The sequence below is a fragment of the Paenibacillus caui genome (assembly GCF_019904135.1).
Lineage (GTDB): Bacteria > Bacillota > Bacilli > Paenibacillales > Paenibacillaceae > Fontibacillus > Fontibacillus caui.
In genome coordinates this window covers 24,158-45,176 of the sequence record NZ_JAIOGQ010000033.1, presented here as the reverse complement: position 1 = coordinate 45,176, position 21,019 = coordinate 24,158, and the positions used below count along the sequence as shown (strand labels likewise).

Here is a 21,019-nt window from a genome sequence, read left to right as displayed (position 1 = left end):
TTAAACCCCTGTAGGCGATGATGAAGATGCTGTGGCACGGGTGTTCCGCCTAGGGGCTGGCGCCTGTGCCGTCTGCGCTCCCGCTGTATCAAACGAAGCGATGAATTCTGTATTGGTCTTGGAGTTCCGCAGTTTCTTCAGGAATCCTTCCACGAAGTCGTAGGAATCATTCATATTTTTGCGTACGCTCCACAACGTATCCACCTCTTCCTTGGTGAGCAGCGCCTCTTCCCGGCGCGTACCCGAGCGGCGGATGTCGATAGCCGGGAATATGCGGCGTTCCGCCAGCTTCCGGTCCAGATGCAGCTCCATGTTCCCGGTTCCTTTAAACTCTTCATAAATGATATCGTCCATCCGGGATCCGGTATCAACGAGCGCTGTCGCCAAAATGGTCAGGCTGCCGCCTTCCTCGACATTCCGCGCCGAACCGAAAAACCGTTTCGGACGGTGGAACGAAGCCGGGTCAATCCCCCCGCTGAGCGTTCTTCCCGAAGGCGGAACAACCAGATTGTAAGCGCGGGCAAGACGGGTGATACTGTCCAGCAAAATAACGACATCTTTCTTGTGCTCGACAAGGCGCAGAGCGCGCTGAAGCACAAGCTCAGCCACCTTGATATGGTTTTCCGGGAGCTCGTCGAATGTCGATGCGACCACTTCGCCATGGACAGAACGCTGCATGTCCGTAACCTCTTCGGGACGTTCGTCGATGAGCAGCACAAACAGGGAAATATCCGGACGGTTCGTAGAGATGCTGTTGGCAATTTCCTTAAGCAGTATCGTTTTGCCGGCCTTCGGAGGCGCTACAATCAAACCGCGCTGTCCAAGGCCAACAGGCGCAAGCAGGTCCATAATCCGGGTGGACAAATGATTCGGTGAAGTTTCAAGCACCAGCTTTTCCTGAGGATACAGCGGGGTAAGAGCAGGGAAATGCAAACGTTCCGAAGCGAGCTCGGGATTCTCCCCATTTACCGCATTAACCTGGAGCAGGCCAAAATAACGTTCGTTTTCCTTTGGAGCCCGGCATTTTCCGGACACAAGATCCCCTGTGCGAAGATCAAATCTGCGGATTTGCGAAGCGGAAATATAAATATCCTCTGGGCTTGGCAAATAATTAATCGGTCTCAAAAATCCGTATCCCTCAGGGAGTATTTCCAGCACGCCTTCCATGAACATCAAACCGCTTTGTTCGGCCTGCGCTCTCAAAATCGCAAAAATCAGCTCTTTCTTCTTCAACTGTCCATAGTATGGAATCTGATACTGTTTGGCCAGCTTGTATAGATCTGTCAGCTTTTTTTCTTCCAGATCGGCAATTTGAAGATCCATCGTTTAATAACCACCTATTCAATTTTATTAATATGTTTAGATATTCCGTCTATTGTATGAGTTGGGAATCTAGCAGAGGATAATATAGTTATACCCGCCAGAGAGAGGAGTTATGCCGCCTATGAAAAATAAGGTTGAGGACGCCAAGGGCAGCAGCTTGCGACTTGGTAAACGCTTGACGTCCCATCAATACCCCGGGAGAGAAGAGTAGAAAAGATTATGCCATATGATCAGTAGGATGATGTCCTTGAAAAGCAAACCAGCGCCCGTTTACTCGGACTGGCGCCATACATCGGCGCCTAAAGCGCGAAGATTGGAAACCAGATGATCGTATCCGCGGTCAATATATTCAACGCCACTCACTTCGGTTATGCCTTCGGGAACAGTCAATCCGGCAATCACAAGCGCCGCGCCTGCACGCAAATCGGATGCCGAAACCTTTGCGGCGTTCAACTGGCCGCCTTCAATAACCGCAGATCTACCTTCTACCCGGATTTTGGCTCCCATTCGGGCAAGTTCCGGGACATGCTTGAATCTGTTGCTGTAAACAAAGTCGCTGAGCACGCTTACGCCTTTGGTTTGGGTAAGCAGACTCGTCATCGGAGACTGCAGATCCGTGGGAAAGCCCGGATAGACAAGCGCCTTGACATCCGCCTGACCGTAAATATCCGAGCCGATCACCCTAATCGACTCATCCAGCTCCTCTACATGGACGCCCATTTCGATCAACTTGGCCGTGAGTGCCTCCAAATGCTTCGGTATGACATTGTCGATCACCACATCGCCCCGGGTAGCCGCAGCCGCAATCATATACGTTCCTGCCTGAATCCGGTCAGGAATAATGGAGTGCCTGCATCCGTACATCTCTTTGACGCCTTCGATGCGAATCGTTTCCGTTCCAGCTCCTTTAATGCTGGCCCCCATCGCATTAAGCAGTGTGGCTACATCTATAATCTCAGGCTCTTTAGCCGCATTTTCAATGATGGTGGAACCGCTCGCCCTTGCTGCCGCGAGCATAATATTGATCGTTGCGCCGACGCTGCTGACATCAAGATAAATTCTCGCGCCGCGCAATTGTTTCGCATAGAGGTGAATCGCTCCGTGCTCATTCGTTACGGTAGCGCCCAATGCTTCAAACCCTTTGATGTGCTGGTCGATCGGCCGGGGCTCGAAGTTGCAGCCTCCCGGTAAACCGATGACCGCCTCGCCGAACCGGCCAAGCAGCGCACCCATCATGTAATAGGAAGCCCTAAGCTTCTTGACGGGGCCATTCGGCATCGGAATGGACTTAATTTGGCTTGGATCAATGATGATCTGATTTTCAGACCAGGATACCGTGGCCCCCAGTTCCTCAAGTATATGCGTGTATACCGCAACATCGCTTAGCTGCGGCAAATTATCCAAAATCACTTTCGATTCTGCCAAAATAGCGGCAGGAAGAAGGGCAATTGCACTATTCTTGGCTCCGCTAATTTGAACAGTTCCGCGCAGTGGACGACCACCGGCTATCATCAACTTTTCCATAATTGCTAAGGATCCCCCTGAATGCGTAAAAGGTTCTGATGGTACTCCACCATAATACCACTTAAACACAGAAAAGGGAAAGACACCGCCGAAATAGCGGTGTTTTCCCCAGAAAAGTTAGCTCTTATCGTCCAAAGCAAAGCGTCAGTACGGCGCCTGTTTGGAAATCATACTTCGATAAAATCTAGCTTAGGCTTTGTTGCTAGTGCCGAATTCGCGGATTTTGCCAACAACGGTTTCCTTGATGGCGTCACGGCCTGGAACGATGTATTTACGCGGATCGTAAACGTCCGGTTTAGCGGCAAGCACTTCGCGAACGGTTTTCGTAAAGTTGATTTGGTTCTCTGTGTTTACGTTGATTTTGGAAGTACCCAGGGAGATGGCTTTCTTGATGTCGTGCTCAGGAATGCCTGTACCGCCATGAAGCACGAGCGGGATTTGGGTAGCATTGCTAATTTCTTCCATTTCTTTAAATCCGAGATTCGGTTCGCCTTTGTAAGGTCCATGAACAGAGCCAAGCGCCGGAGCCAGTGTGTCGATGCCGGTTTCTTTCACAACGCGTACACAGTCTTCCAGCTTCGCATACATAACGTCAGCCACAACGTCGTCTTCTTGTCCGCCTACGAGGCCAACTTCGGCTTCAACGGAAACGCCTTTGGAGTGCGCGTATTCAACGACTTTCTTCGTGGTTTCAATGTTTTCGTCGATTGGATGATGGGAAGCGTCGATCATAACGGAAGTGAAACCGGCGTCGATAGCTTCTTTACATTTCTCAAAGCTGGAACCATGGTCAAGGTGAATAGCCACAGGAACGGTAATTTTCATATCTTCCAAAAGACCTTCAACCATTTTAACAACCGTTTTGAAGCCGCTCATGTGACGGGCAGCACCTTCGGATACACCAAGAATTACAGGCGATTTTTCTTGTTCTGCCGCAGCCAGAATCCCTTGCGTCCACTCAAGGTTGTTGATGTTGTATTGACCAACCGCATATTTCCCTTCAAGTGCTTTCTTTAACATCTCTGTCATGGATACTAATGGCATGTCAAATCCTCCTAAAAAAAGGTAAGTTTTTGTATAATTTTTAGCCGACATTCATACTCGGTTATTATAACACAATCCACGGAAAATACTAAAGCAGCTTTTACATGCTTTGTGATACTTTCATGGTCGTTTTCGCAAATTGTCATAAAAAGAACTCCTTTTCAGGAGTCTAAAGAACAGCTCGTCCTTTCAGCTGCATATTTACCGCCAATCGCATCTCGTCTATATCGAAAGGCTTTGTAAAATGCATTAGAGCGCCCAGTTCAGTGGCCTGCTTGATCATATCCAGTTCGCCGTAAGCTGTCATCATGATGACTTTGATATCCGGATTGACCGCTTTGATATGTCTAAGGATTTCGAGTCCATCCATACCCGGAATCTTCATATCGAGAAGCACCAAATCCGGAGAGTCGTTCCGCACAATCTCAAGAGCAAGCTTTCCGTTGGCCGCCTGATAGGTTTTGTACCCTTCACTGCTGAATACTTCCATCAACAAAATTCGGATTCCGTTCTGATCATCAACGATCAACACTTTCTTCTCTTCCATGAGAAACCTCCCAAGAATCGGCATGTGCCGCTTTCAAACGAGCCATGCCTTTAAAAATCCCCAGAAATGCAGTGCCCGATTGCTAACCGGAACCATATAAAACCGCCCTTATAAGGAATATTCGTCTTTATTTTGTCAATTCCTTCTGGAATATGAAAAAGACGCTAAGGAAGTTTTCGGAAAACTCATAAAAAGTCAAGTGAGCGGGATGACCAGCCGTTTCCTATTTCATTCTCACTTCATTCCTGCCTAATTACAGGAGTTCTCCCCGTATTGTAGGGAAGCCTTCACAAACTCCCGGAACAAAGGCTGCGGACGATTCGGCCGGGATGTAAATTCCGGATGGAATTGCACAGCCAGGAACCAAGGATGGTCCGGAAGCTCGATCATTTCCACCAGACGTCCATCCGGGGAAGTTCCCGAGATGCGAAGTCCGGCGCGTTCAATCTCCTCACGGTAGCTGTTGTTGAATTCGTACCGGTGACGGTGTCTTTCATATACCAGCTCATCGTTATAGCAATCCATGGCGAGCGAACCGGGAACCAGCTTGCACGGATACAGCCCCAGGCGCATCGTGCCGCCCAAGTCCTCGATATCTTTCTGCTCCGGCAGAAGATCAATAACCGGATATTCCGTTCCCGGATTGATCTCCGAGCTGTTGGCTCCTTCCATCCCCGCAAGGGAACGTGCATATTCGATAACGGCAACCTGCATGCCGAGGCAAATGCCGAAGAACGGAATTTTGTTCTCGCGGGCATAACGGATTGTTGTAATTTTCCCTTCAATCCCCCGGTCTCCAAAACCGCCAGGCACCAGAATGCCGCTAACGCCTGCGAGACGCTCGGCCACATTCTCGTCCGTGACCTCTTCCGCATTCACCCAGCGGATTTTCACATCCGCGTTCGCATCGAATCCGGCGTGGGACAACGATTCCACCACGCTAAGATAGGCATCGTGAAGCGCAACATATTTGCCCACGATCGCAATTTCAACCGTTTTCTCCAGACGGCTGATTCGCTCGACAAGATTCTCCCACTCGCTCATATTCGGAGCCGGAGTGGTTAGCTTCAGGTGGTTGACGACGATTTCGTCAAGCCCTTCATCCCGCAGATTCAAAGGCACCTCATAAAGCGTATCCGCATCCCGGCATTCCACAACGGCACTCGGATCGATATCGCAGAACAAGGCGATCTTCGCCTTCATGTCCGCGGACAGCTCATGCTCCGTACGACATACAATCACATTAGGCTGGATGCCGATGCTCCGCAGTTCTTTTACACTGTGCTGAGTCGGCTTGGTTTTCACTTCACCTGCAGCCTTGATGTAAGGAATAAGCGTCACATGGATATACATGACGTTCTCGCGGCCAATATCGCTCTTGATCTGACGAATGGCTTCAAGAAAAGGAAGGCTTTCAATATCGCCAACCGTGCCGCCAATTTCCGTAATGACTACATCGGATCCGGCTTCGCGGCCTGCACGGAATACGCGTTCCTTGATTTCATTGGTAATATGCGGAATGACTTGTACGGTGCCGCCCAAGTATTCCCCGCGGCGTTCCTTGCCGATAACCGATGAGTAAATTTTGCCTGTTGTCACGTTGCTGTTCTTGGACAGATTAATATCGATAAAACGTTCATAATGTCCAAGGTCCAGGTCGGTCTCAGCGCCGTCATCGGTGACAAACACTTCACCATGCTGATAAGGACTCATCGTTCCAGGGTCTACGTTAATGTAGGGGTCGAATTTCTGGATCGTTACTTTCAAGCCTCTATTCTTCAGCAATCTGCCGAGGGAAGCGGCTGTAATCCCTTTGCCGAGAGATGATACAACGCCGCCTGTTACGAAAATATACTTTGCCACTGTTGAAAAACCTCCTAATTAAACATAGTGCCGGGCAGCGGCACTGTGAATGATTGACATAAACTCCAGAAATCCATCCGACTAAGCTATAGCGTAACCCATTTCACAGGGAATCACCCGTAAAAAAATACGCCCTAAAAAACAAAAAAAGTGACACCCGAAGAGGCCGGGGCACTTTGGAAAAATACCTATTTTTTAAATTCGAATCATAAGCCCATGCAATAGTTTAACCGTTACTATCCCGGCTGTCAAGCAACCTTAATTCATTGTTTAATCGTTCCATCAAGGTCCCTTAATTCAAAGAAAAAGGCGGTATCCCGGCAACCCGGGTCCGCCTCCTTCCGGAGTTATTTATCGTTCTCTTCCTCGTCCTGATCGAGATCATCTTCGTCGTTATTCTCGTCGTCGCCCTCGAGATCCTCATCATCCAGATCGTCATCGTCCAGCATCGAATCATCTTCGACATCGGAATCGTCGTCATCCGAGAAGATCTCGTCTTCATCTTCGCTCTCGGCATCATAATCGACATCGTCTTCATCATCCACGGAATAGGAGTCATCATCCTCTTCCACATAATCCTCATCGTCAAGATCATCATCATCATCATTAATAATGCGCGGACGCTTGGAGCTTGCGATAGGATCTTCCGATTTATCGAGAGGATACCAGCGTTTCAGACCCCACAAATTGGTGCCTACACATGCAAAACGGCCGTCAATATTAATTTCTGTATATAACTGTGCGATCGCTTCTTGAATTTCCTCATCGGTCATCCCGCGAAGCTTGGCTACTTCGTTCATCAGATCGCGGTAATAATAAGGCGTATTCGCTGCTTTCAGAATCATAAATGCCAGATCCACCATCGGGGTTTCCTGAACCTTCTCCGGATCGAGCTTTAAATCGAGTGGGGTACTCACTTACGGACACTTCCTCTCACGCAATGTTAACGGTCACAATCCATCGGAAGACGGCGGATGCCGCTTCAATAGATATCACTTAACTTTAACTTATCCATATCACACAATAGTAAAACCTATTTGAATGGAAAAATCAAGTTTTAAAATCACGCAATATCGGAAGAGCAAGCCAGTATCTCCCCCCTGCCAAAGCAAAGACGGAGCCGCGAGAGCGCTCCGTCTCTGCCGACTGTATCCTCTTCGGATGAAGCGGGCGGCATCCGCTTTCTCCTGGTATATAGGGAAGCTGATCCCTTTCAGCTTCCTTCTTCCATCGTATGTCTGTTATCGCAGATTGACACGGATAGCAGGTGGTCAACTTGCAAATTTATCGGAATCTTAGCTCCTTTTACACCGCTGCCCGTCTCCGTTTGAATCGCAACAATGCTATGTTGTCCCGGATCGAGCATTAGCCCAAGCCTAATTCAGAGTACCCGGGCCAGTTCCCCATTCAGCGGTCCTGACCTCTTCATAGTATACTGCAACACGCTTTGGTCAGGAGGGGCTGCTTCCCATGAACGTTTCCCAATTGCTCCGCTTTCTGAGCGAACAAATGGATCCTGCCGGCAAAGAAGGACAGCGCCATATTATATCCTTTCGGAGTCCGGATCATTACCTTGAATTCCTTGCTGAACTGCAGCTCGCAAGACCTGGAGTCGATCCTCTGCACCAAATGGTTCCAGCTTCGCTTATTCAGGGATTGGTATGCCCTTTGCGCTGCGGCGATTTGCCGCTTCGCTTCCGGTCCATGCTCCGGATTGAAGAGGATTTGCCGGTGAAAGTCCACGGGCTTCCCGCTGAAGAAAAACAGGCCAATCCGGGTATTCCATGGAGCGTTAGACGCGTGCGCGCTCCGGAAGCCTGGTCTATCTCCACCGGTGTCCAGGTCCGGATTGGGGTCGTCGATACCGGGGTGGACTTCAATCACCCTGATCTAAAATACAGTTTGGCACGAGGCATCAACCTGCTGAGTCCGGGCAAATGGCCGTATGATGACAACGGCCACGGTACCCACATTGCCGGGACGATTGCTGCGGCGGGAGGACCGGAAGGAATTACAGGCGTAGCCCCGCGCGCCATCCTGTATCCGGTCAAAGCCTTCGACAATAACGGAGCGGCTTATGTCTCCGACATCATTCGCGGAATTGACTGGTGTGTGCAAAACAGCATGCAGATCATCAATATGAGCTTTGGCATGAAGAAGAAAAGCGCCGCGATGGAGGAGGTCGTTAGCAAGGCAACCCGGGCCGGCGTCGTCATCGTCGCTTCCGCCGGCAATGACAAGCGAAAACGCAATATTGACTATCCTGCCAGACTTCCGCAGACCATTTCGGTAGGCGCCACGAACCGGGAACGGCAGATTGCCAAATTCAGCAATCTGGGGCCGCTTATTGATATTTATGCGCCTGGAGATCAGATCCGTTCCTCCTGGCTCGGCGGCAAACACCGAAGAATGAACGGCACTTCTATGGCTACCTCTCACGTCAGCGGGGCCATTGCCCTTTTGCTCGCCAAACGTCCCGGCCTCAGTCCCGCGAAAATCAAATCGCTGCTCCGCCGAACGAGCCGCCCCTTTAGCGGTACCGCCCTGAAAAGCAAAATGGGGGCTGGGGAGCTTGACGCCTACCGTCTAGTTCGCAAGCGCATCAAATAGAAACGGCAAAAAAACCGCCCTTCCCTTGCCTGCCGGCTCAGGCCAGCTGCACAGGATAGGCGGTTTGTTTCATGTGCGTTTGGATGCTTAACGTGAGGGGATTACATCCGCTCCGGAGCTTCCACGCCGATCAGCTTCAGCACATTGGCAATCGTAGTCCGTACCGCGCCAAGCAATCCAAGCCGTGCCGCGGTCTGCTCCGCATCTTCCGTAATCACCCGCTCCGCTTTGTAATAGCTGTGCAGCAGCGCCGCCAGCTCGTACACATAGCGGACAATCCGGTGTGGAGCAAAGCCGGCCGCAGCGGTGGCAATTTCCTCCGGCAGTTCGCCGATTTTGCGCAGCAAATCATACTCATGTTCGGCTGTCAGCTTATGAAGCGGAATAGAGTCTGCGGCAGGAACGGCAATTCCCTGTTCTTCGGCCTGCCGAAAAATGCTGCAAATCCGCGCATGCGCATACTGCACGTAATAAACCGGATTTTCATTGGAAGTCGAAATGGCCAGATCCATGTCGAAATCAAGATGAGAATCCATGCTGCGCATCGTGAAGAAATAGCGGATCGCGTCGACTCCGACTTCATCCATCAAATCGACCATCGTCACCGCCTTGCCGGTACGTTTGGACATCTTCACCTTCTCGCCGTCCTGGAACAGGCTGACCATCTGCGCGATCAATACGGTCAGCTTCTCCGGATCGTTGCCAAGCGCCTCCATAGCAGCTTTCAGGCGCGGAATGTAGCCATGGTGATCGGCGCCGAAAATGTTGATCATGCGGCCAAAGCCACGGTTGAATTTATTGCGGTGGTACGCGACGTCCGGCGTCATATAGGTATAGGTGCCGTCATTCTTCACCAGGACACGGTCTTTGTCGTCTCCGTATTCGGTCGTTCTCAGCCAGGTTGCCCCGTCCTGCTCATAGGTTTGGCCCTTGGCCCGGAGCTCCTCAAGCGAAGCTTCGACCTGCCCGTTATCATATAGGGAGGTTTCACTGAACCAGACGTCGAAATGAACGCGGAAACGGGTAAGGTCGCGTTTGATCTTGTCCAGTTCTTTTTCCAGTCCGTATTTGCGGAAGAAAGCCGCACGCTCACCCGGATTGCGGGACAGCAGGGTATCTCCCTGCTCGGCCACCAGTTCTTTGGCAAAGCCTTTGATATCCTCGCCGAAGTAGCCGTCCTCCGGCATCTCCGCATCCTGCCCCAGCTCCTGCAGGTAACGGGCTTCAATGGACTTGCTCAAGTTCGCGATCTGGTTGCCGGCATCATTAATATAATATTCCCGGGTCACTTCATATCCCGCAAAATCGAGCACGTTGCACAAGGCGTCTCCCACGGCAGCTCCTCTGGCATGTCCCAGATGCAGACTGCCCGTCGGGTTGGCGCTCACAAATTCGACCTGGACCTTCTGGCCACCGCCAATTTGCACGCGTCCATAATTTTCGCCTTCCGCATAAACCTTTGCGATGACCGGGTACAGATAGCTTTTGCCCAGCGTAAAGTTAATAAAGCCCGGTCCGGCAATCTCCGCCTTTTCAATAGAGGCTTTGCCGTAATCCAGATGGTTCAAAATGGCTTCGGCAATCTGGCGGGGATTCTTCTTCGCAATCCGGGTAAGCTGCATGGCGGCATTGGTGGCCAGATCGCCGTGCGCTTTATCTTTGGGTACTTCCAGCGCAATCGTAATGGCCGATAGTTCTTCGGATGACGCGAGACCCGCCGCCGTAATCGCCTCCGCAAGAGCCTCCTTTACCGCTTGATTGACTTGCTCCAATGGATTCTGAGTTAACATGTCCTGATTTCCTCCTGTATTTGCAAACTGATCGTGAACTGTCCTGACAATTCTTCATATACGTATAGGTCGTAGGCCCATTTCAAACTCCAGCTCCCGCCGTTCACGTTCGTATCGATCTCCAGCGACTTTGTATCCGTAGACAACTGAAATGTCGTAAGAGGAGAGCGATAAAAACCGGGCAGCCGTTCTCCGGGCCGGAAAGTCTGCTGCGACTGGATTTCGCCATGACGCAAAATCTTCAGTTCATTTTTATTTATGATGACGGTTGTTCGTGTAGTTCCGCCCGTCGGCCCCTGTTCCGGCTCCTCATACCGGATGTAAGTGCCCGTTCCGGCATGAATGACTTCGCCGCGCATGTGCTGCACCGACGTCTCCGTTCCATCGGAGCTCTGCAGGGTAATGGCTGCTGCTCGGCTATCGGGCATATGGCTTCAAACCCCATTTCATCTCATTATATTACTCTATCATACATCATGATCCAAAGTCTTAAATCTTATGACGTTCGGGCAGATTCAAATACATTTATTATAGCGGAGAAAGAAGTTTTCAGATAGTGGGTTCAGGCACGCACGGCATCCGATTTCTGAATATCCAATCTATCCCTGTCTGACTGGTAAATTATAGTGTATAATGAACGCGTTATTTATTCGTCAATTTTCGAGGAGAGGGTGGCGCATTATGGCCAGAGCAAAAATTGAAATCGACAAAGCTAGAAAGGTTCTCCACGCCGAGCTGGACGGGTTCCCCGATCCGGAAGCAGCTCCGGAAACGCTGAAAAACTACAACAATATTGTCGCAGGCATACCCCCTAAAGAATATTCCATGTTGATTGACTGCGCCAAGATGGGCGTATTCCAGGCCGAATCCGTTCCGTCGCTTGAAAAGCTGTTCAAACTGTACATGGAGACAGGCTTTAAACATATTGTATTTGTAAAACCGCAGCATGCGATTGCAAATATGCAGCTAAACCGGATTGCACGAAATGTTCCCGGCTTCCCCGGTGTATTTGTCCCAACCGCTGAAGAAGCCTGGAATATTTGCGCTGAGTAAGGAGGAGCTATGACCAGCAACGTCTTTATCAGCCATACGGCCGTTTATCATCCAGAGAATCAGGTGAATAACTCGTATTACATAGATTATTTTGATAAGCAGGATAAAGATATAAGGCGAATGCTGGAGGCCTTCGGACGCGAAAACCGCTATGTTTCCGACAGGGAGGAAGAAAACTCGCTGACCATGGCCATTGAGGCGGCAAAGCTTGTGCTTCGGCAGGCTGGGCTTACCGGAGCGGATTTGGATATCCTTGTATTCTCATCAGGAACGCCTGAATATTTGGCGCCTTCCAACGCCATTCACCTTCACCGGGCTTTGGGCGGCAAGGAAAATGCCCTTGTCTACGATATGAACGCCAATTGTGTCGGCATGGTCATCGCGGTGGATCAGGTATCCAAGTATATGCAGTCCGACTCCCGAATGCAAAGAGCGCTGATCGTAGGGGCCGAGCAAATGAACCGCTTCTCGTCACGCTCGAACGAAGTCACCTTGCCCAATTTCGGAGACGCAGCCTGTGCCATCATCGTAGAGAGGGCAGAGAACGGATTGTCCGGCTTTATCGATTCGTATATGCTAACTAACTCGGCACGATCACAGGTTATGGCTTTTCCCGCAAAAGGCTTATCGCGCATTTATGATGCCTCCTTGTCCGAGGATGAGAAGCGAATTTTCTGGGATACGCAGGACGAAGGGGAAGCCAGCTTCCTGCTAGCCGCCAGATCAATCGAAACGCTTCTGCAGCGGAATCATATTGAGAAGCAGCAGATCAGGAAGTATTTTCTTTCCCAGCTCTCACAGAAAAATATAGAACGGGTACGCGCCGAGCTGGACGAGCCGCACGAAAAGTTTATTTTTGTTGGCGACAGGTTCGGTTACACCGGAACCAGCTCGCCGTTCATCGCGCTGAACGAGGCGGAGCGGCAGGACATGCTGTCACGGGGCGATCTGGTCGTGTTCTGGTCGGTCGGAGCCGGAAGCATCTCCTCGTGTGTGCTGCTGAAATACTGACAGGGCAGATGAATTGCAAAAAAGGCAGAGCCTTTTCCCGCGGGAATCTGGCTCTGCCTTTGTTCTAATAATTAAGTCTACTCTGCAGTTATTTGACCAAATCTTCCACAAACTTAGGCAGCACAAACGCTGCCTTATGCAGGCGAGGCGTATAGTATTTCGTTTCGATTTCCGGAATCTTCGTTTCATCAACCTCAAGCGGATCGTATGTTTTGCTGCCAAGCGTAAACGTCCAGAGGCCAGAAGGATAAGTTGGGATATTGGCGCCGTAAACCCGGACAATCGGGAAAATTTCTTTGACATCACGGTTTACCTTTTGAATGAGGTCTGCTTTGAACCAAGGATTATCGGTTTGAGCTACGAAGATGCCGTCTTCCTTCAGCGCCTCGTAAATGCCCTGATAGAAGCCGCGCTCGAACAGCGGAGCTGCCGGGCCGACGGGCTCGGTGGAGTCGACCATGATTACGTCGTATTTGTTTTTGCTCTCGAGAATGTGCATGTAACCGTCATTGACCAGCACTTCAACCCGGGGATTGTCCAATTCGCCGGCAATTTCAGGCAAATATTGCTTCGAGTATTCAATAACTTTGCCGTCAATTTCAACAAGGACGGCTTTCTCTACCCCTGGGTGCTTCAAAATTTCACGAATGACACCGCCGTCTCCGCCGCCAACGACCAGCACATGCTTCGGATTGGGATGGGTAAACAGCGCCGGATGAGCAACCATCTCATGATAGACGAACTCATCTTTAATGGTAGTCATGACCATACCGTCAAGCACCAGCATCCGTCCAAATTCCTCCGTATCGATCATCGCCAAGTCCTGAAACTCGGTCTTCTCCGTAACAAACGTTTGTTTGATTTTTGCGGTAATGCCGAATGAGGGTGTTTGTTTCTCCGTAAACCACAATTCCACCTGTATCAACCTTCTTTCCGTCAGAATAATGTTCAGCCGCCATGTAAAGCCCCTGCATATTTAGAAACGGGCGTCCAGATTCACTCCAATGTATTATATTAAATCAAGCCTAAAATGCAACCATGAATATCGTTCCTAAACTTTCCCAATACTAAACATATCAGTTACCCGAGTCACACAGGAGGTATCACCTTTTTATGCAGCGACTTTCGAGGAAGGAACGGGAACGGAAACCGAAAAGAAGCCGGTTCAAGCTTCTGCTGAAGCTCACGCTTTTCGGCTCGTTGCTTGCAACGGCGGCTTGCGGCATTTTACTTCTTTATTTATACGAATCTCCTCTTCCTCCTATCGATTCGAACCAGAATTCCCGGATGTTCGATGCTGGGGGAGAAGCGGTCGCTGTCTTCTCTCCAGCCGAGAAGAACCAGAAGAAGGTTGCGCTGGGTCAGATTTCGCCTTTTCTGGTGAAAGCGACCCTGTCCGTGGAGGACCGCCATTTCTACGATCACATCGGGTTTGACTTCAAAGGGATGGCCCGAGCCATCCTGGTCAATCTGGAGCATCTGGACAAAGTACAGGGGGCCAGCACCCTGACGCAGCAGCTTGCCCGGAACTTATACCTATCCCATGAGCGGACGTGGACCCGGAAGACCAAGGAGGCCTTGTATACAACCCAGCTCGAAATGAAGTACAGCAAGCAGGAAATTCTGCAAATGTATCTGAATGAAATTTATTACGGACACGGAGCTTACGGGATCGAAGCCGCGGCGCAGACGTATTTCGGCAAATCGGCCAAAGACTTGACGCTGGCGGAGAGCGCCATACTGGCCGGAATTCCGAAGGGCCCCACCTATTATTCGCCGTTCAACCATATGAAAAATGCAAAGGACCGGCAGAAGACCGTACTGGGGACGATGGTGGAAACGGGAGCCATTACCCGGCAGCAGGCGGATCAGGCCTATGCCCAAATGCTGGACTTCCAGTCTCCGTCCTTGCGGACAACTGGCGACAAGGCTCCTTACTTCCGCGATTATGTCCGAAGCGTCATCGTGGACGATCTCGGCATTGACGAGAATCTGCTGGAACACGGCGGATTAAACGTTTATACGACGCTGGATATGGACGCGCAAGCGGCAGCCGAATCGGCGGTCTCGAAAGAACTCGGAAATGACGCGGAGCTGGAGGCCGCTTTGGTCTCCATCGACCCCCGCAGCGGTTCTGTCAAAGCCCTCGTAGGCGGATCCAACTACGTGAAAAGCCAGTACAATCACGTGTTTGCCACGACACGCCAACCGGGATCATCCTTTAAGCCGATCATGTACTTAGCGGCGCTCGCTTCGAAAAAACTGACTGCGGCCAGCCAGTTCAACAGCCAGCCGACGCTGTTTCATTATGATGGCAACCGGAAGACATACAGCCCCAAAAATTTCGGGGAAAAATATTTGGGCGAAATCAATATGAAGCGAGCGATTGCCGCCTCCGACAACATCTATGCGGTAAACACCATTCTGACCGTCGGGGCGGATAACGTCATTGAAATGGCCAGGAAAATGGGCATTTCAAGCAAGCTGAAAGCCGTCCCCTCGCTCGCGCTCGGCACTTCCCCCGTAAGCCCTTTTGAAATGGCTTCAGCCTTTGCCGTAATCGGCAACCAGGGGCAAAGCGTGAAGCCGGTGGCCGTGCTTAAAATTACGGATCCGGCCGGACACGTGCTCTATGAGGCGCCGAAGCCGAAAAAAGAACAGATTGTTGATCCGGCAGCCGCTTATGTGCTTACGCATTTAATGGAAGGCGTCTTCGATACAGGCGGAACCGGCAACCGGGTATCTTCTCTAATAAAGCGTCCGGTTGCTGGCAAAACAGGCACAACCAGCACGGATGCCTGGCTTGTCGGGTTTACGCCAGAGCTTTCCACCGCCGTATGGGTCGGCTATGACAAGGGCAAGACACTGGGAACCGAAGCCTCGCGCAAAGCGGCTCCGATCTTTGCCCAGTTTACCGAGCAAGCGCTGGACCAGGTGCCGCCGAAAATGTTCAAGGTGCCAGGGGGTATCGTCAGCGCCTACGTGGACCCGAAAAGCGGAAAACTGGCTACGGCAAGCTGCGGGGAGAAGGAGCTGGAAGTATTTATTTCCGGTACGGAACCGACCGAAACCTGCGGGGGCGAAAGCAAACCTGAACCTCCGTCCGCGCCGGAAGCGCAGAAAGAAGAGCGCCGTTCGTGGTGGAAAGATCTGAAACGGTGGTGGATGGAATGACGCCGGGCGCCCAATCGTAAAGATGGCGGTTTCCATGGTGAGGCCTTGCCGTCATGCAAAGAGTTATATACCGTATAGATATATCACTCGTCAGGCGACGGGAAGGAGATCTCGTTATGGGCAAAATACCTCGCCAAGCCGGGACAGGGACGCACCCGCTGCTAGATCATCTTGAGAGTTACACGGCGCTTGAAGCGGCGCCTCTCCTGCTGGGCCATACGCTCGTCAGAACAACCGAAGACGGGGAAATCCGCTGCCGCATCATTGAGACCGAAGCCTATGGAGGCATCCACGACAAAGGAAGCCACGCATTCGGCGGCAGAAATACCGAAAGGACAAGGGTGATGTTCGGCAGGGGCGGCATGGCCTACATTTATCTGATCTACGGCATGTATCACTGCCTGAATATCGTGACAGGCAGCGAAGGCGACCCGCAGGCGGTGCTGATCCGCGCGGTGGAGCCTCTAAGCGAACGGGACGAGCGGATCATGGCCCTATACCGGGGAACGAAGTCCCGCAAAGCCGCCGATGTAAGCAATGGCCCCGGCAAGCTGTGCCGGGCGCTGCGGATTGACAAATCGCTGAACGGGGAGCCCCTGACAAACCGCAGCGGACCGCTGTTCCTTGCGCCCGGGCAGGTTCAGCCGGATGCCGAGATTATGATGGGGGCGCGCATCAACATTCCTTATGCCGGGGAATTCGCCAGCCGGCCCTGGAGATTCTTTTACAAGGATCACCCTTATGTTTCAGTCAAAGATAAACTGGCTATTCCTTTCGATCCGATCAAGGCGCAGGAGATTTGAGGCGGGCATTGGATACGGCGGACTTAAAACGAAGCGAACGAACCGTCAAAACAGGCTTAAAACCGGTTTTGGCGGTTTTTTGGTTTGACTTTTTGCCCATTAACATTCAAATAATAGTTTGAATATATTGAAGTAAGGGTGTATACTATCCTCAAACATTCAAACGAACGTTTGAATAAATGTAATGATTACGATAAACGACTACCAAATGACGCCAAATGAAAGGAGCCGTTCCTATGGATACCAGTGTCAAGACAAATGAAGAGCTGTGCGACGTCTACTGCGTGCACGATGAGATCGTAGCCCCTTTGAAGCAGTCGGTTCACGAAGAGGATATTGCCGGCATGGCCCTCATGTTCAAGGCTTTATCGGATCCGACCCGTGTTAAAATCGCTTTCCTCCTGTCCCAAGGACAGGAGCTTTGCGTCTGCGATATTGCCGAGCTGCTGGACAGCTCGATCGCTACGACCTCGCATCATCTGCGCCAGCTGAAGTCGGCCCATATCGCCAAATCGCGGAAAGAAGGCAAGAACGTGTTTTATTCGCTGCAGGACCATCACATTCATACCCTCATGACGATGACGCTGGAGCACCAAAAGGAGAAGAGCGGCCATGATCGATAGAACATCCTCATCCTTAACCCGTCCTGATGAATCCGGTCAAGTTGAATACAAAGTTGAAGGGTTGTCGTGCCCGAACTGCGCAAGACAGCTGCAGGAGGAACTTCGCAGGCTGCCGGGCGGGCAGAATGCTGCGCTACATTATAATAGCGGCCGGCTGCTCATCAGCCCGCATGCGGATTTTGGCCACATTCAGCGCATTCTGAAGAGCGACGGGGCGGTCGCGTTTCCACTCGAAGGCACTCACCCGGGAGAGGCTGCGGCTCTCCCCTCCGGGGCCGCCGGTATGGCCGGCTCGGCAGGCCATGCTGCAAGCCATAAACATGGCCATGGCCACGCCCATGAGCCTGCGCATCCTATGCATCCTATGCAGCCTATGCAGCACCATGCGGAAGATCTGCATCCGGGTCATGAACATACTCACGATCATAGGCACAGTGATGGGCACGGAGCGGACGTAGGAAGGCTCGGCAAATATGTATTATCCGTTTCCGCCCTCCTTTATGCGGCTGCTCTGCTTGCAGGTTCGGCCCTCCCGCCGTTTGCCCTAGTCGCCCTGTTTCTAACCGCTATTATCTTAAGCGGATATTCCACTTTCAGTCGGGGTCTCCGCAATCTGTTAAAACTGCGCTTTAACATGGATACGCTGATGACGGTCGCCCTTGTCGGTGCCGTATGCATCGGTGAATGGAAAGAGGCGACGCTCGTAGCCATTTTGTTCGGACTGAACGAGCTGCTGGAGGGCTACGGCATGGAGAAGGCCCGCAAGTCCATGGAGTCTTTGCTGGAAGCGGCCCCGCAGCAGGCGCTGCTCCTGCGGGGGGAGGAGACGGTGACCGTACCTGCGGCCGAGCTCAGAGCCGGCGACCTCGTGCTGGTCCGGCCCGGAGAGAAAATCCCGTCGGACGGGATGATCCGGGAAGGCCGGAGCTCGGTCAACGAAGCCGCCATTACCGGCGAATCGGTGCCGGCCGCCAAGCAGCCCGGCGACGCCGTGTTCGGCGGCAGTGTCAACAGCGACGGTGTGCTTCGGATCGAAATCACCAAAGCCTATGAAGATTCGTCGCTCTCCAAAATCATGAAGCTGGTGCGGGAAGCCCAGGATACGAAGACGCCTACGGAGCTTTTTATCGACAAGTTCGCCAAATATTACACCCCGGCTATTATGGCGATCGCCCTGCTGGTCTTCCTGATCCCTCCGCTGCTGTTTGGACAGCCGTGGATGAAGTGGCTTTATGAAGGGCTGGCCATCCTGATCGTCGGCTGCCCATGCTCCCTCGTGCTGTCCTCCCCAATCGCGCTGGTCAGCGGTATGGCCCGTAGCGCCAGAATCGGCGTCCTCGTCAAGGGAGGCGTGCATCTGGAGCAGCTCGCGAAAGTGGACGCTATTGCGTTCGACAAGACAGGAACGCTGACGGAAGGGCAGCCCGCCGTCATAGAGGAAATCATCTACGACGATGGCCGGTTCTACAAGGTTGCTGCCGCCATAGAGCAGTCGTCCCTCCATCCGCTTGCCTTGGCTATCGTGGGTCACATCAAGGCCAAGGCCGGGCAGGAAATGGGGGCGAGAGCGGAGGAGGTGACAACACTGCCCGGACTCGGCATTCGGGCCCGCGTCGACGGCACGCTGTACTGGCTGGGCAGTGAAGAGGTTCTGCGGCATGCCTTCCCAGGCGGAGAAATGGACGGGAAAGACCGCAAAGCTCTTGAGCGGATGAAACAGGACGGGCTGACTGTCGTCCTGGTCGCAGACAGCCAGCGCGTGCTGGGGCTGTTCGGGCTGGCCGACCGCATCCGGCCGGAAACCCGCGGCGCCTTGCAGCAGCTGCATGCTGCCGGCATCGCGCATACCGTCATGCTGACAGGTGACCATGAAGGCACCGCCCGTGCCATAGCCGGGCAGGCCGGTGTCACCGACTGGTATGCGGGGCTGCTGCCGGAGCAGAAAGTGCTGCGCGTTCGCGAGCTGGCGCAGCGGTGGAACGCCGCCATGGTCGGCGACGGCATTAACGATGCCCCGGCGCTGGCCGCAGCAGGCCTTGGCATCGCAATGGGCAAAGGCACGGACAGCGCCATTGAAACGGCCGATGTCGTGCTGATGCAGGATCATCTGGGCAAGCTCCCTGCGGCAATCCGGATTGCGAGACGCGCGTCAGCGGTCATCCGGTGGAACATCGGCATCTCGATTGGCCTGAAGCTGATCGCCTTGCTGCTCACGATTCCGGGACTGCTTACCCTGTGGATCGCGGTGCTGTCCGATATGGGCGCTACCATTATCGTAACCGTTCTGGGGTTGACCGTATTACTGGGCAAAAACAAAGAAATGGGTAAAATTTCAAACTAAAGAAACTTTTTCACGCCTCCTTCGTCATTATGTATGAAGACGAAGGAGGTTTTTGATCATGAATCTTTTCCGGAAAATAACGCTTCAAACCGCTGCGGCGCTTATGCTTTTAAGCCCTTCTACAGGCACTCTTCTTACAGGTCCTGCTCCAGCCTACGCCGCCTCATCCGCAGTGCAGACTCCATCCATTCAATACTTTCTTGAAAATGCTCCTATCAAACGGCAAGGCATCCTGTATTATCCGCTTAAGGATATCGCCCCCTTGCTCGATCTTCATGTGCAGTGGAACAAACAGACCCGCAGCATCGAGGTTACAGGGATTACCCAGACGGCCAAGCTTACTTTGGGTAGCATCAAAGCTTCGGTTAAAGGCGGAAAGACCGTATCTTTAGGCGCGGCGGTTTTTGTGAACAAGGGAGTCGCCTATGCTCCCGCCAGTCTGTTCTCCAAAGCATTCTCAATACCTGTGACCCTTTATAACCTCAAAAAGAAGGTTATATCTGCCGCCTACCAATCCCATTACGTCCTTGCCTCTGCTGGTAACTCGCTGTTCTGGCTCAGCCGGCCTGACGGAGTTCTTTATGCCGGGACTAGCGGCCAGGTTCCGGTACGGATCGGAGCCATTGGCGGCACCGAATTCGATTGGGTAGCGCTAAGCGTTCAGCCTACAGCCAAGAACACCTATCTGATCCATATTGACAACGCCCATGGCGAGCCTCACATCAATCAAGACTTGTACACTATCATTCTCCACGAGGGCAAAATCGTAAGACAGGCCGTAATGAGGTATAGCATTATGTTTTCAGACGGTTACATGTACGACAATGTCAAAACCTTTTCCGGGCAAATCGTCTTGAATGACGGCCATCATCTGGATCTGACTACCGGGGCGGGAGACCTCGTGCAAAGCTATAATTTGGACAAGATCGCTGGGACAACCAAAGAAATCTACAGCGTTGAAGCCATCGGACCGGAGTTTTTTATCATGCGCCAGTTCTCTACCGGGAACCCGATGATTGTGAACCGCAAGACGCTTGAAGCGGTATCGCTGTACGATCTATTATTCGATCCGGAGACCGCAGGTAAAATCAAGAACAGAGACGCCGACTATTATAATTACCGTCTCAAGTACACCGGCTGTTCCGGGGCTGTCCTGCATTTCACATGGGCCGAGAACTCCAGCAGCGATTCAAAGATTACCGAGCTTGAATATAAACTGTCATTTTAGACTAGCAGAATCGTCAAAAGCCGCCTTTAATAGACGGCATTCCATTCTGCGAGTTCAACAAAGAGGGGCAGTCCTCAAATCGCCT

17 protein-coding genes are annotated in these 21,019 nt (G+C 52.0%); 8 read left to right on the top strand and 9 right to left on the bottom strand.

Annotated features, from left to right (window positions below; translation table 11 throughout):
- From rho to rpoE, 6 genes are all read right to left on the bottom strand, one after another.
- Complete coding sequence (rho, locus tag K7397_RS17630; protein ID WP_223069366.1) at nucleotides 1-1,323, bottom strand: transcription termination factor Rho; 1,323 nt, start codon at nucleotides 1,321-1,323, stop codon at nucleotides 1-3.
- A gap of 270 nt (nucleotides 1,324-1,593) precedes the next feature.
- Entirely contained in the window at nucleotides 1,594-2,847 is a 1,254-nt protein-coding gene (locus K7397_RS17625; protein WP_223069364.1) for a UDP-N-acetylglucosamine 1-carboxyvinyltransferase, read from the bottom strand.
- A gap of 189 nt (nucleotides 2,848-3,036) precedes the next feature.
- On the bottom strand, nucleotides 3,037-3,891 hold the full coding sequence (gene fba / locus K7397_RS17620) for a class II fructose-1,6-bisphosphate aldolase (protein ID WP_223069362.1): 855 nt from the start codon (nucleotides 3,889-3,891) through the stop codon (nucleotides 3,037-3,039).
- Between the two features lie 169 nt (nucleotides 3,892-4,060).
- Nucleotides 4,061-4,438: a response regulator gene (locus K7397_RS17615; protein ID WP_223069360.1), complete on the bottom strand. Its 378-nt coding sequence runs from the start codon at nucleotides 4,436-4,438 to the stop codon at nucleotides 4,061-4,063.
- Between the two features lie 249 nt (nucleotides 4,439-4,687).
- Nucleotides 4,688-6,301 carry a CTP synthase gene (locus K7397_RS17610; protein WP_223069358.1) on the bottom strand — a complete coding sequence of 538 codons (1,614 nt, stop codon included), beginning with the start codon at nucleotides 6,299-6,301 and terminating at the stop codon, nucleotides 4,688-4,690.
- Between the two features lie 347 nt (nucleotides 6,302-6,648).
- A complete protein-coding gene (gene rpoE, locus K7397_RS17605; protein WP_223069354.1) occupies nucleotides 6,649-7,218 on the bottom strand; it encodes a DNA-directed RNA polymerase subunit delta in 570 nt (189 codons plus the stop codon).
- A gap of 553 nt (nucleotides 7,219-7,771) precedes the next feature.
- Between rpoE and K7397_RS17600 the strand changes: the two genes are divergently transcribed.
- The gene (locus K7397_RS17600) at nucleotides 7,772-8,911 is read left to right on the top strand and encodes a S8 family peptidase (protein ID WP_223069351.1); all 1,140 of its coding nucleotides are present in this window, start codon (nucleotides 7,772-7,774) and stop codon (nucleotides 8,909-8,911) included.
- A 101-nt stretch (nucleotides 8,912-9,012) separates the two neighbouring features.
- Here the strand turns inward: K7397_RS17600 and argS are convergent, their stop codons facing one another.
- Together argS and K7397_RS17590 are read right to left on the bottom strand one after the other, a co-directional pair.
- Nucleotides 9,013-10,701, bottom strand: coding sequence for an arginine--tRNA ligase (gene argS / locus K7397_RS17595; protein ID WP_223069348.1), 1,689 nt, complete (start codon nucleotides 10,699-10,701; stop codon nucleotides 9,013-9,015).
- Complete coding sequence (locus K7397_RS17590) at nucleotides 10,695-11,129, bottom strand: YwiB family protein (protein WP_223069346.1); 435 nt, start codon at nucleotides 11,127-11,129, stop codon at nucleotides 10,695-10,697. The genes argS and K7397_RS17590 overlap by 7 nt, the downstream gene beginning before the upstream one ends.
- Nucleotides 11,130-11,382: 253 nt before the next feature.
- Between K7397_RS17590 and K7397_RS17585 the strand changes: the two genes are divergently transcribed.
- Together K7397_RS17585 and K7397_RS17580 are read left to right on the top strand one after the other, a co-directional pair.
- Complete coding sequence (locus tag K7397_RS17585; protein WP_223069344.1) at nucleotides 11,383-11,754, top strand: hypothetical protein; 372 nt, start codon at nucleotides 11,383-11,385, stop codon at nucleotides 11,752-11,754.
- A gap of 9 nt (nucleotides 11,755-11,763) precedes the next feature.
- On the top strand, nucleotides 11,764-12,765 hold the full coding sequence (locus K7397_RS17580) for a ketoacyl-ACP synthase III (RefSeq protein ID WP_223069341.1): 1,002 nt from the start codon (nucleotides 11,764-11,766) through the stop codon (nucleotides 12,763-12,765).
- A gap of 88 nt (nucleotides 12,766-12,853) precedes the next feature.
- Here K7397_RS17580 and speE read toward each other — a convergent pair whose 3' ends face one another.
- Entirely contained in the window at nucleotides 12,854-13,681 is an 828-nt protein-coding gene (speE, locus tag K7397_RS17575) for a polyamine aminopropyltransferase (protein ID WP_223069339.1), read from the bottom strand.
- 197 nt (nucleotides 13,682-13,878) lie between these two features.
- On the opposite strand from speE, the gene K7397_RS17570 reads away from it, so the two are divergent.
- The 5 genes from K7397_RS17570 to K7397_RS17550 all read left to right on the top strand — a co-directional run bounded on the left by K7397_RS17570 (nucleotide 13,879) and on the right by K7397_RS17550 (nucleotide 20,934).
- Complete coding sequence (locus tag K7397_RS17570) at nucleotides 13,879-15,939, top strand: transglycosylase domain-containing protein (protein WP_223069337.1); 2,061 nt, start codon at nucleotides 13,879-13,881, stop codon at nucleotides 15,937-15,939.
- Nucleotides 15,940-16,055: 116 nt separating this feature from the next.
- Nucleotides 16,056-16,742 carry a DNA-3-methyladenine glycosylase gene (locus tag K7397_RS17565; RefSeq protein ID WP_223069335.1) on the top strand — a complete coding sequence of 229 codons (687 nt, stop codon included), beginning with the start codon at nucleotides 16,056-16,058 and terminating at the stop codon, nucleotides 16,740-16,742.
- A gap of 236 nt (nucleotides 16,743-16,978) precedes the next feature.
- On the top strand, nucleotides 16,979-17,365 hold the full coding sequence (locus K7397_RS17560; RefSeq protein WP_223069333.1) for an ArsR/SmtB family transcription factor: 387 nt from the start codon (nucleotides 16,979-16,981) through the stop codon (nucleotides 17,363-17,365).
- Nucleotides 17,355-19,706 carry a heavy metal translocating P-type ATPase gene (locus K7397_RS17555; protein WP_223069331.1) on the top strand — a complete coding sequence of 784 codons (2,352 nt, stop codon included), beginning with the start codon at nucleotides 17,355-17,357 and terminating at the stop codon, nucleotides 19,704-19,706. The genes K7397_RS17560 and K7397_RS17555 overlap by 11 nt, the downstream gene beginning before the upstream one ends.
- Before the next feature lie 58 nt (nucleotides 19,707-19,764).
- Entirely contained in the window at nucleotides 19,765-20,934 is a 1,170-nt protein-coding gene (locus K7397_RS17550) for a copper amine oxidase N-terminal domain-containing protein (RefSeq protein ID WP_223069328.1), read from the top strand.
- Nucleotides 20,935-21,019: the final 85 nt, after the last annotated feature.

Excerpts from the sequence above, each read along its gene's own strand:
- rho (WP_223069366.1), bottom strand. The coding sequence starts at position 1,323 with ATGGATCTTCAAATTGCCGATCTGGAAGAAAAAAAGCTGACAGATCTA.
- K7397_RS17625 (WP_223069364.1), bottom strand. The coding sequence starts at position 2,847 with ATGGAAAAGTTGATGATAGCCGGTGGTCGTCCACTGCGCGGAACTGTT.
- fba (WP_223069362.1), bottom strand. The coding sequence starts at position 3,891 with ATGCCATTAGTATCCATGACAGAGATGTTAAAGAAAGCACTTGAAGGG.
- K7397_RS17615 (WP_223069360.1), bottom strand. The coding sequence starts at position 4,438 with ATGGAAGAGAAGAAAGTGTTGATCGTTGATGATCAGAACGGAATCCGA.
- K7397_RS17600 (WP_223069351.1), top strand. The coding sequence starts at position 7,772 with ATGAACGTTTCCCAATTGCTCCGCTTTCTGAGCGAACAAATGGATCCT.
- argS (WP_223069348.1), bottom strand. The coding sequence starts at position 10,701 with ATGTTAACTCAGAATCCATTGGAGCAAGTCAATCAAGCGGTAAAGGAG.
- K7397_RS17590 (WP_223069346.1), bottom strand. The coding sequence starts at position 11,129 with ATGCCCGATAGCCGAGCAGCAGCCATTACCCTGCAGAGCTCCGATGGA.
- K7397_RS17585 (WP_223069344.1), top strand. The coding sequence starts at position 11,383 with ATGGCCAGAGCAAAAATTGAAATCGACAAAGCTAGAAAGGTTCTCCAC.
- K7397_RS17580 (WP_223069341.1), top strand. The coding sequence starts at position 11,764 with ATGACCAGCAACGTCTTTATCAGCCATACGGCCGTTTATCATCCAGAG.
- K7397_RS17570 (WP_223069337.1), top strand. The coding sequence starts at position 13,879 with ATGCAGCGACTTTCGAGGAAGGAACGGGAACGGAAACCGAAAAGAAGC.
- K7397_RS17565 (WP_223069335.1), top strand. The coding sequence starts at position 16,056 with ATGGGCAAAATACCTCGCCAAGCCGGGACAGGGACGCACCCGCTGCTA.
- K7397_RS17560 (WP_223069333.1), top strand. The coding sequence starts at position 16,979 with ATGGATACCAGTGTCAAGACAAATGAAGAGCTGTGCGACGTCTACTGC.
- K7397_RS17555 (WP_223069331.1), top strand. The coding sequence starts at position 17,355 with ATGATCGATAGAACATCCTCATCCTTAACCCGTCCTGATGAATCCGGT.
- K7397_RS17550 (WP_223069328.1), top strand. The coding sequence starts at position 19,765 with ATGAATCTTTTCCGGAAAATAACGCTTCAAACCGCTGCGGCGCTTATG.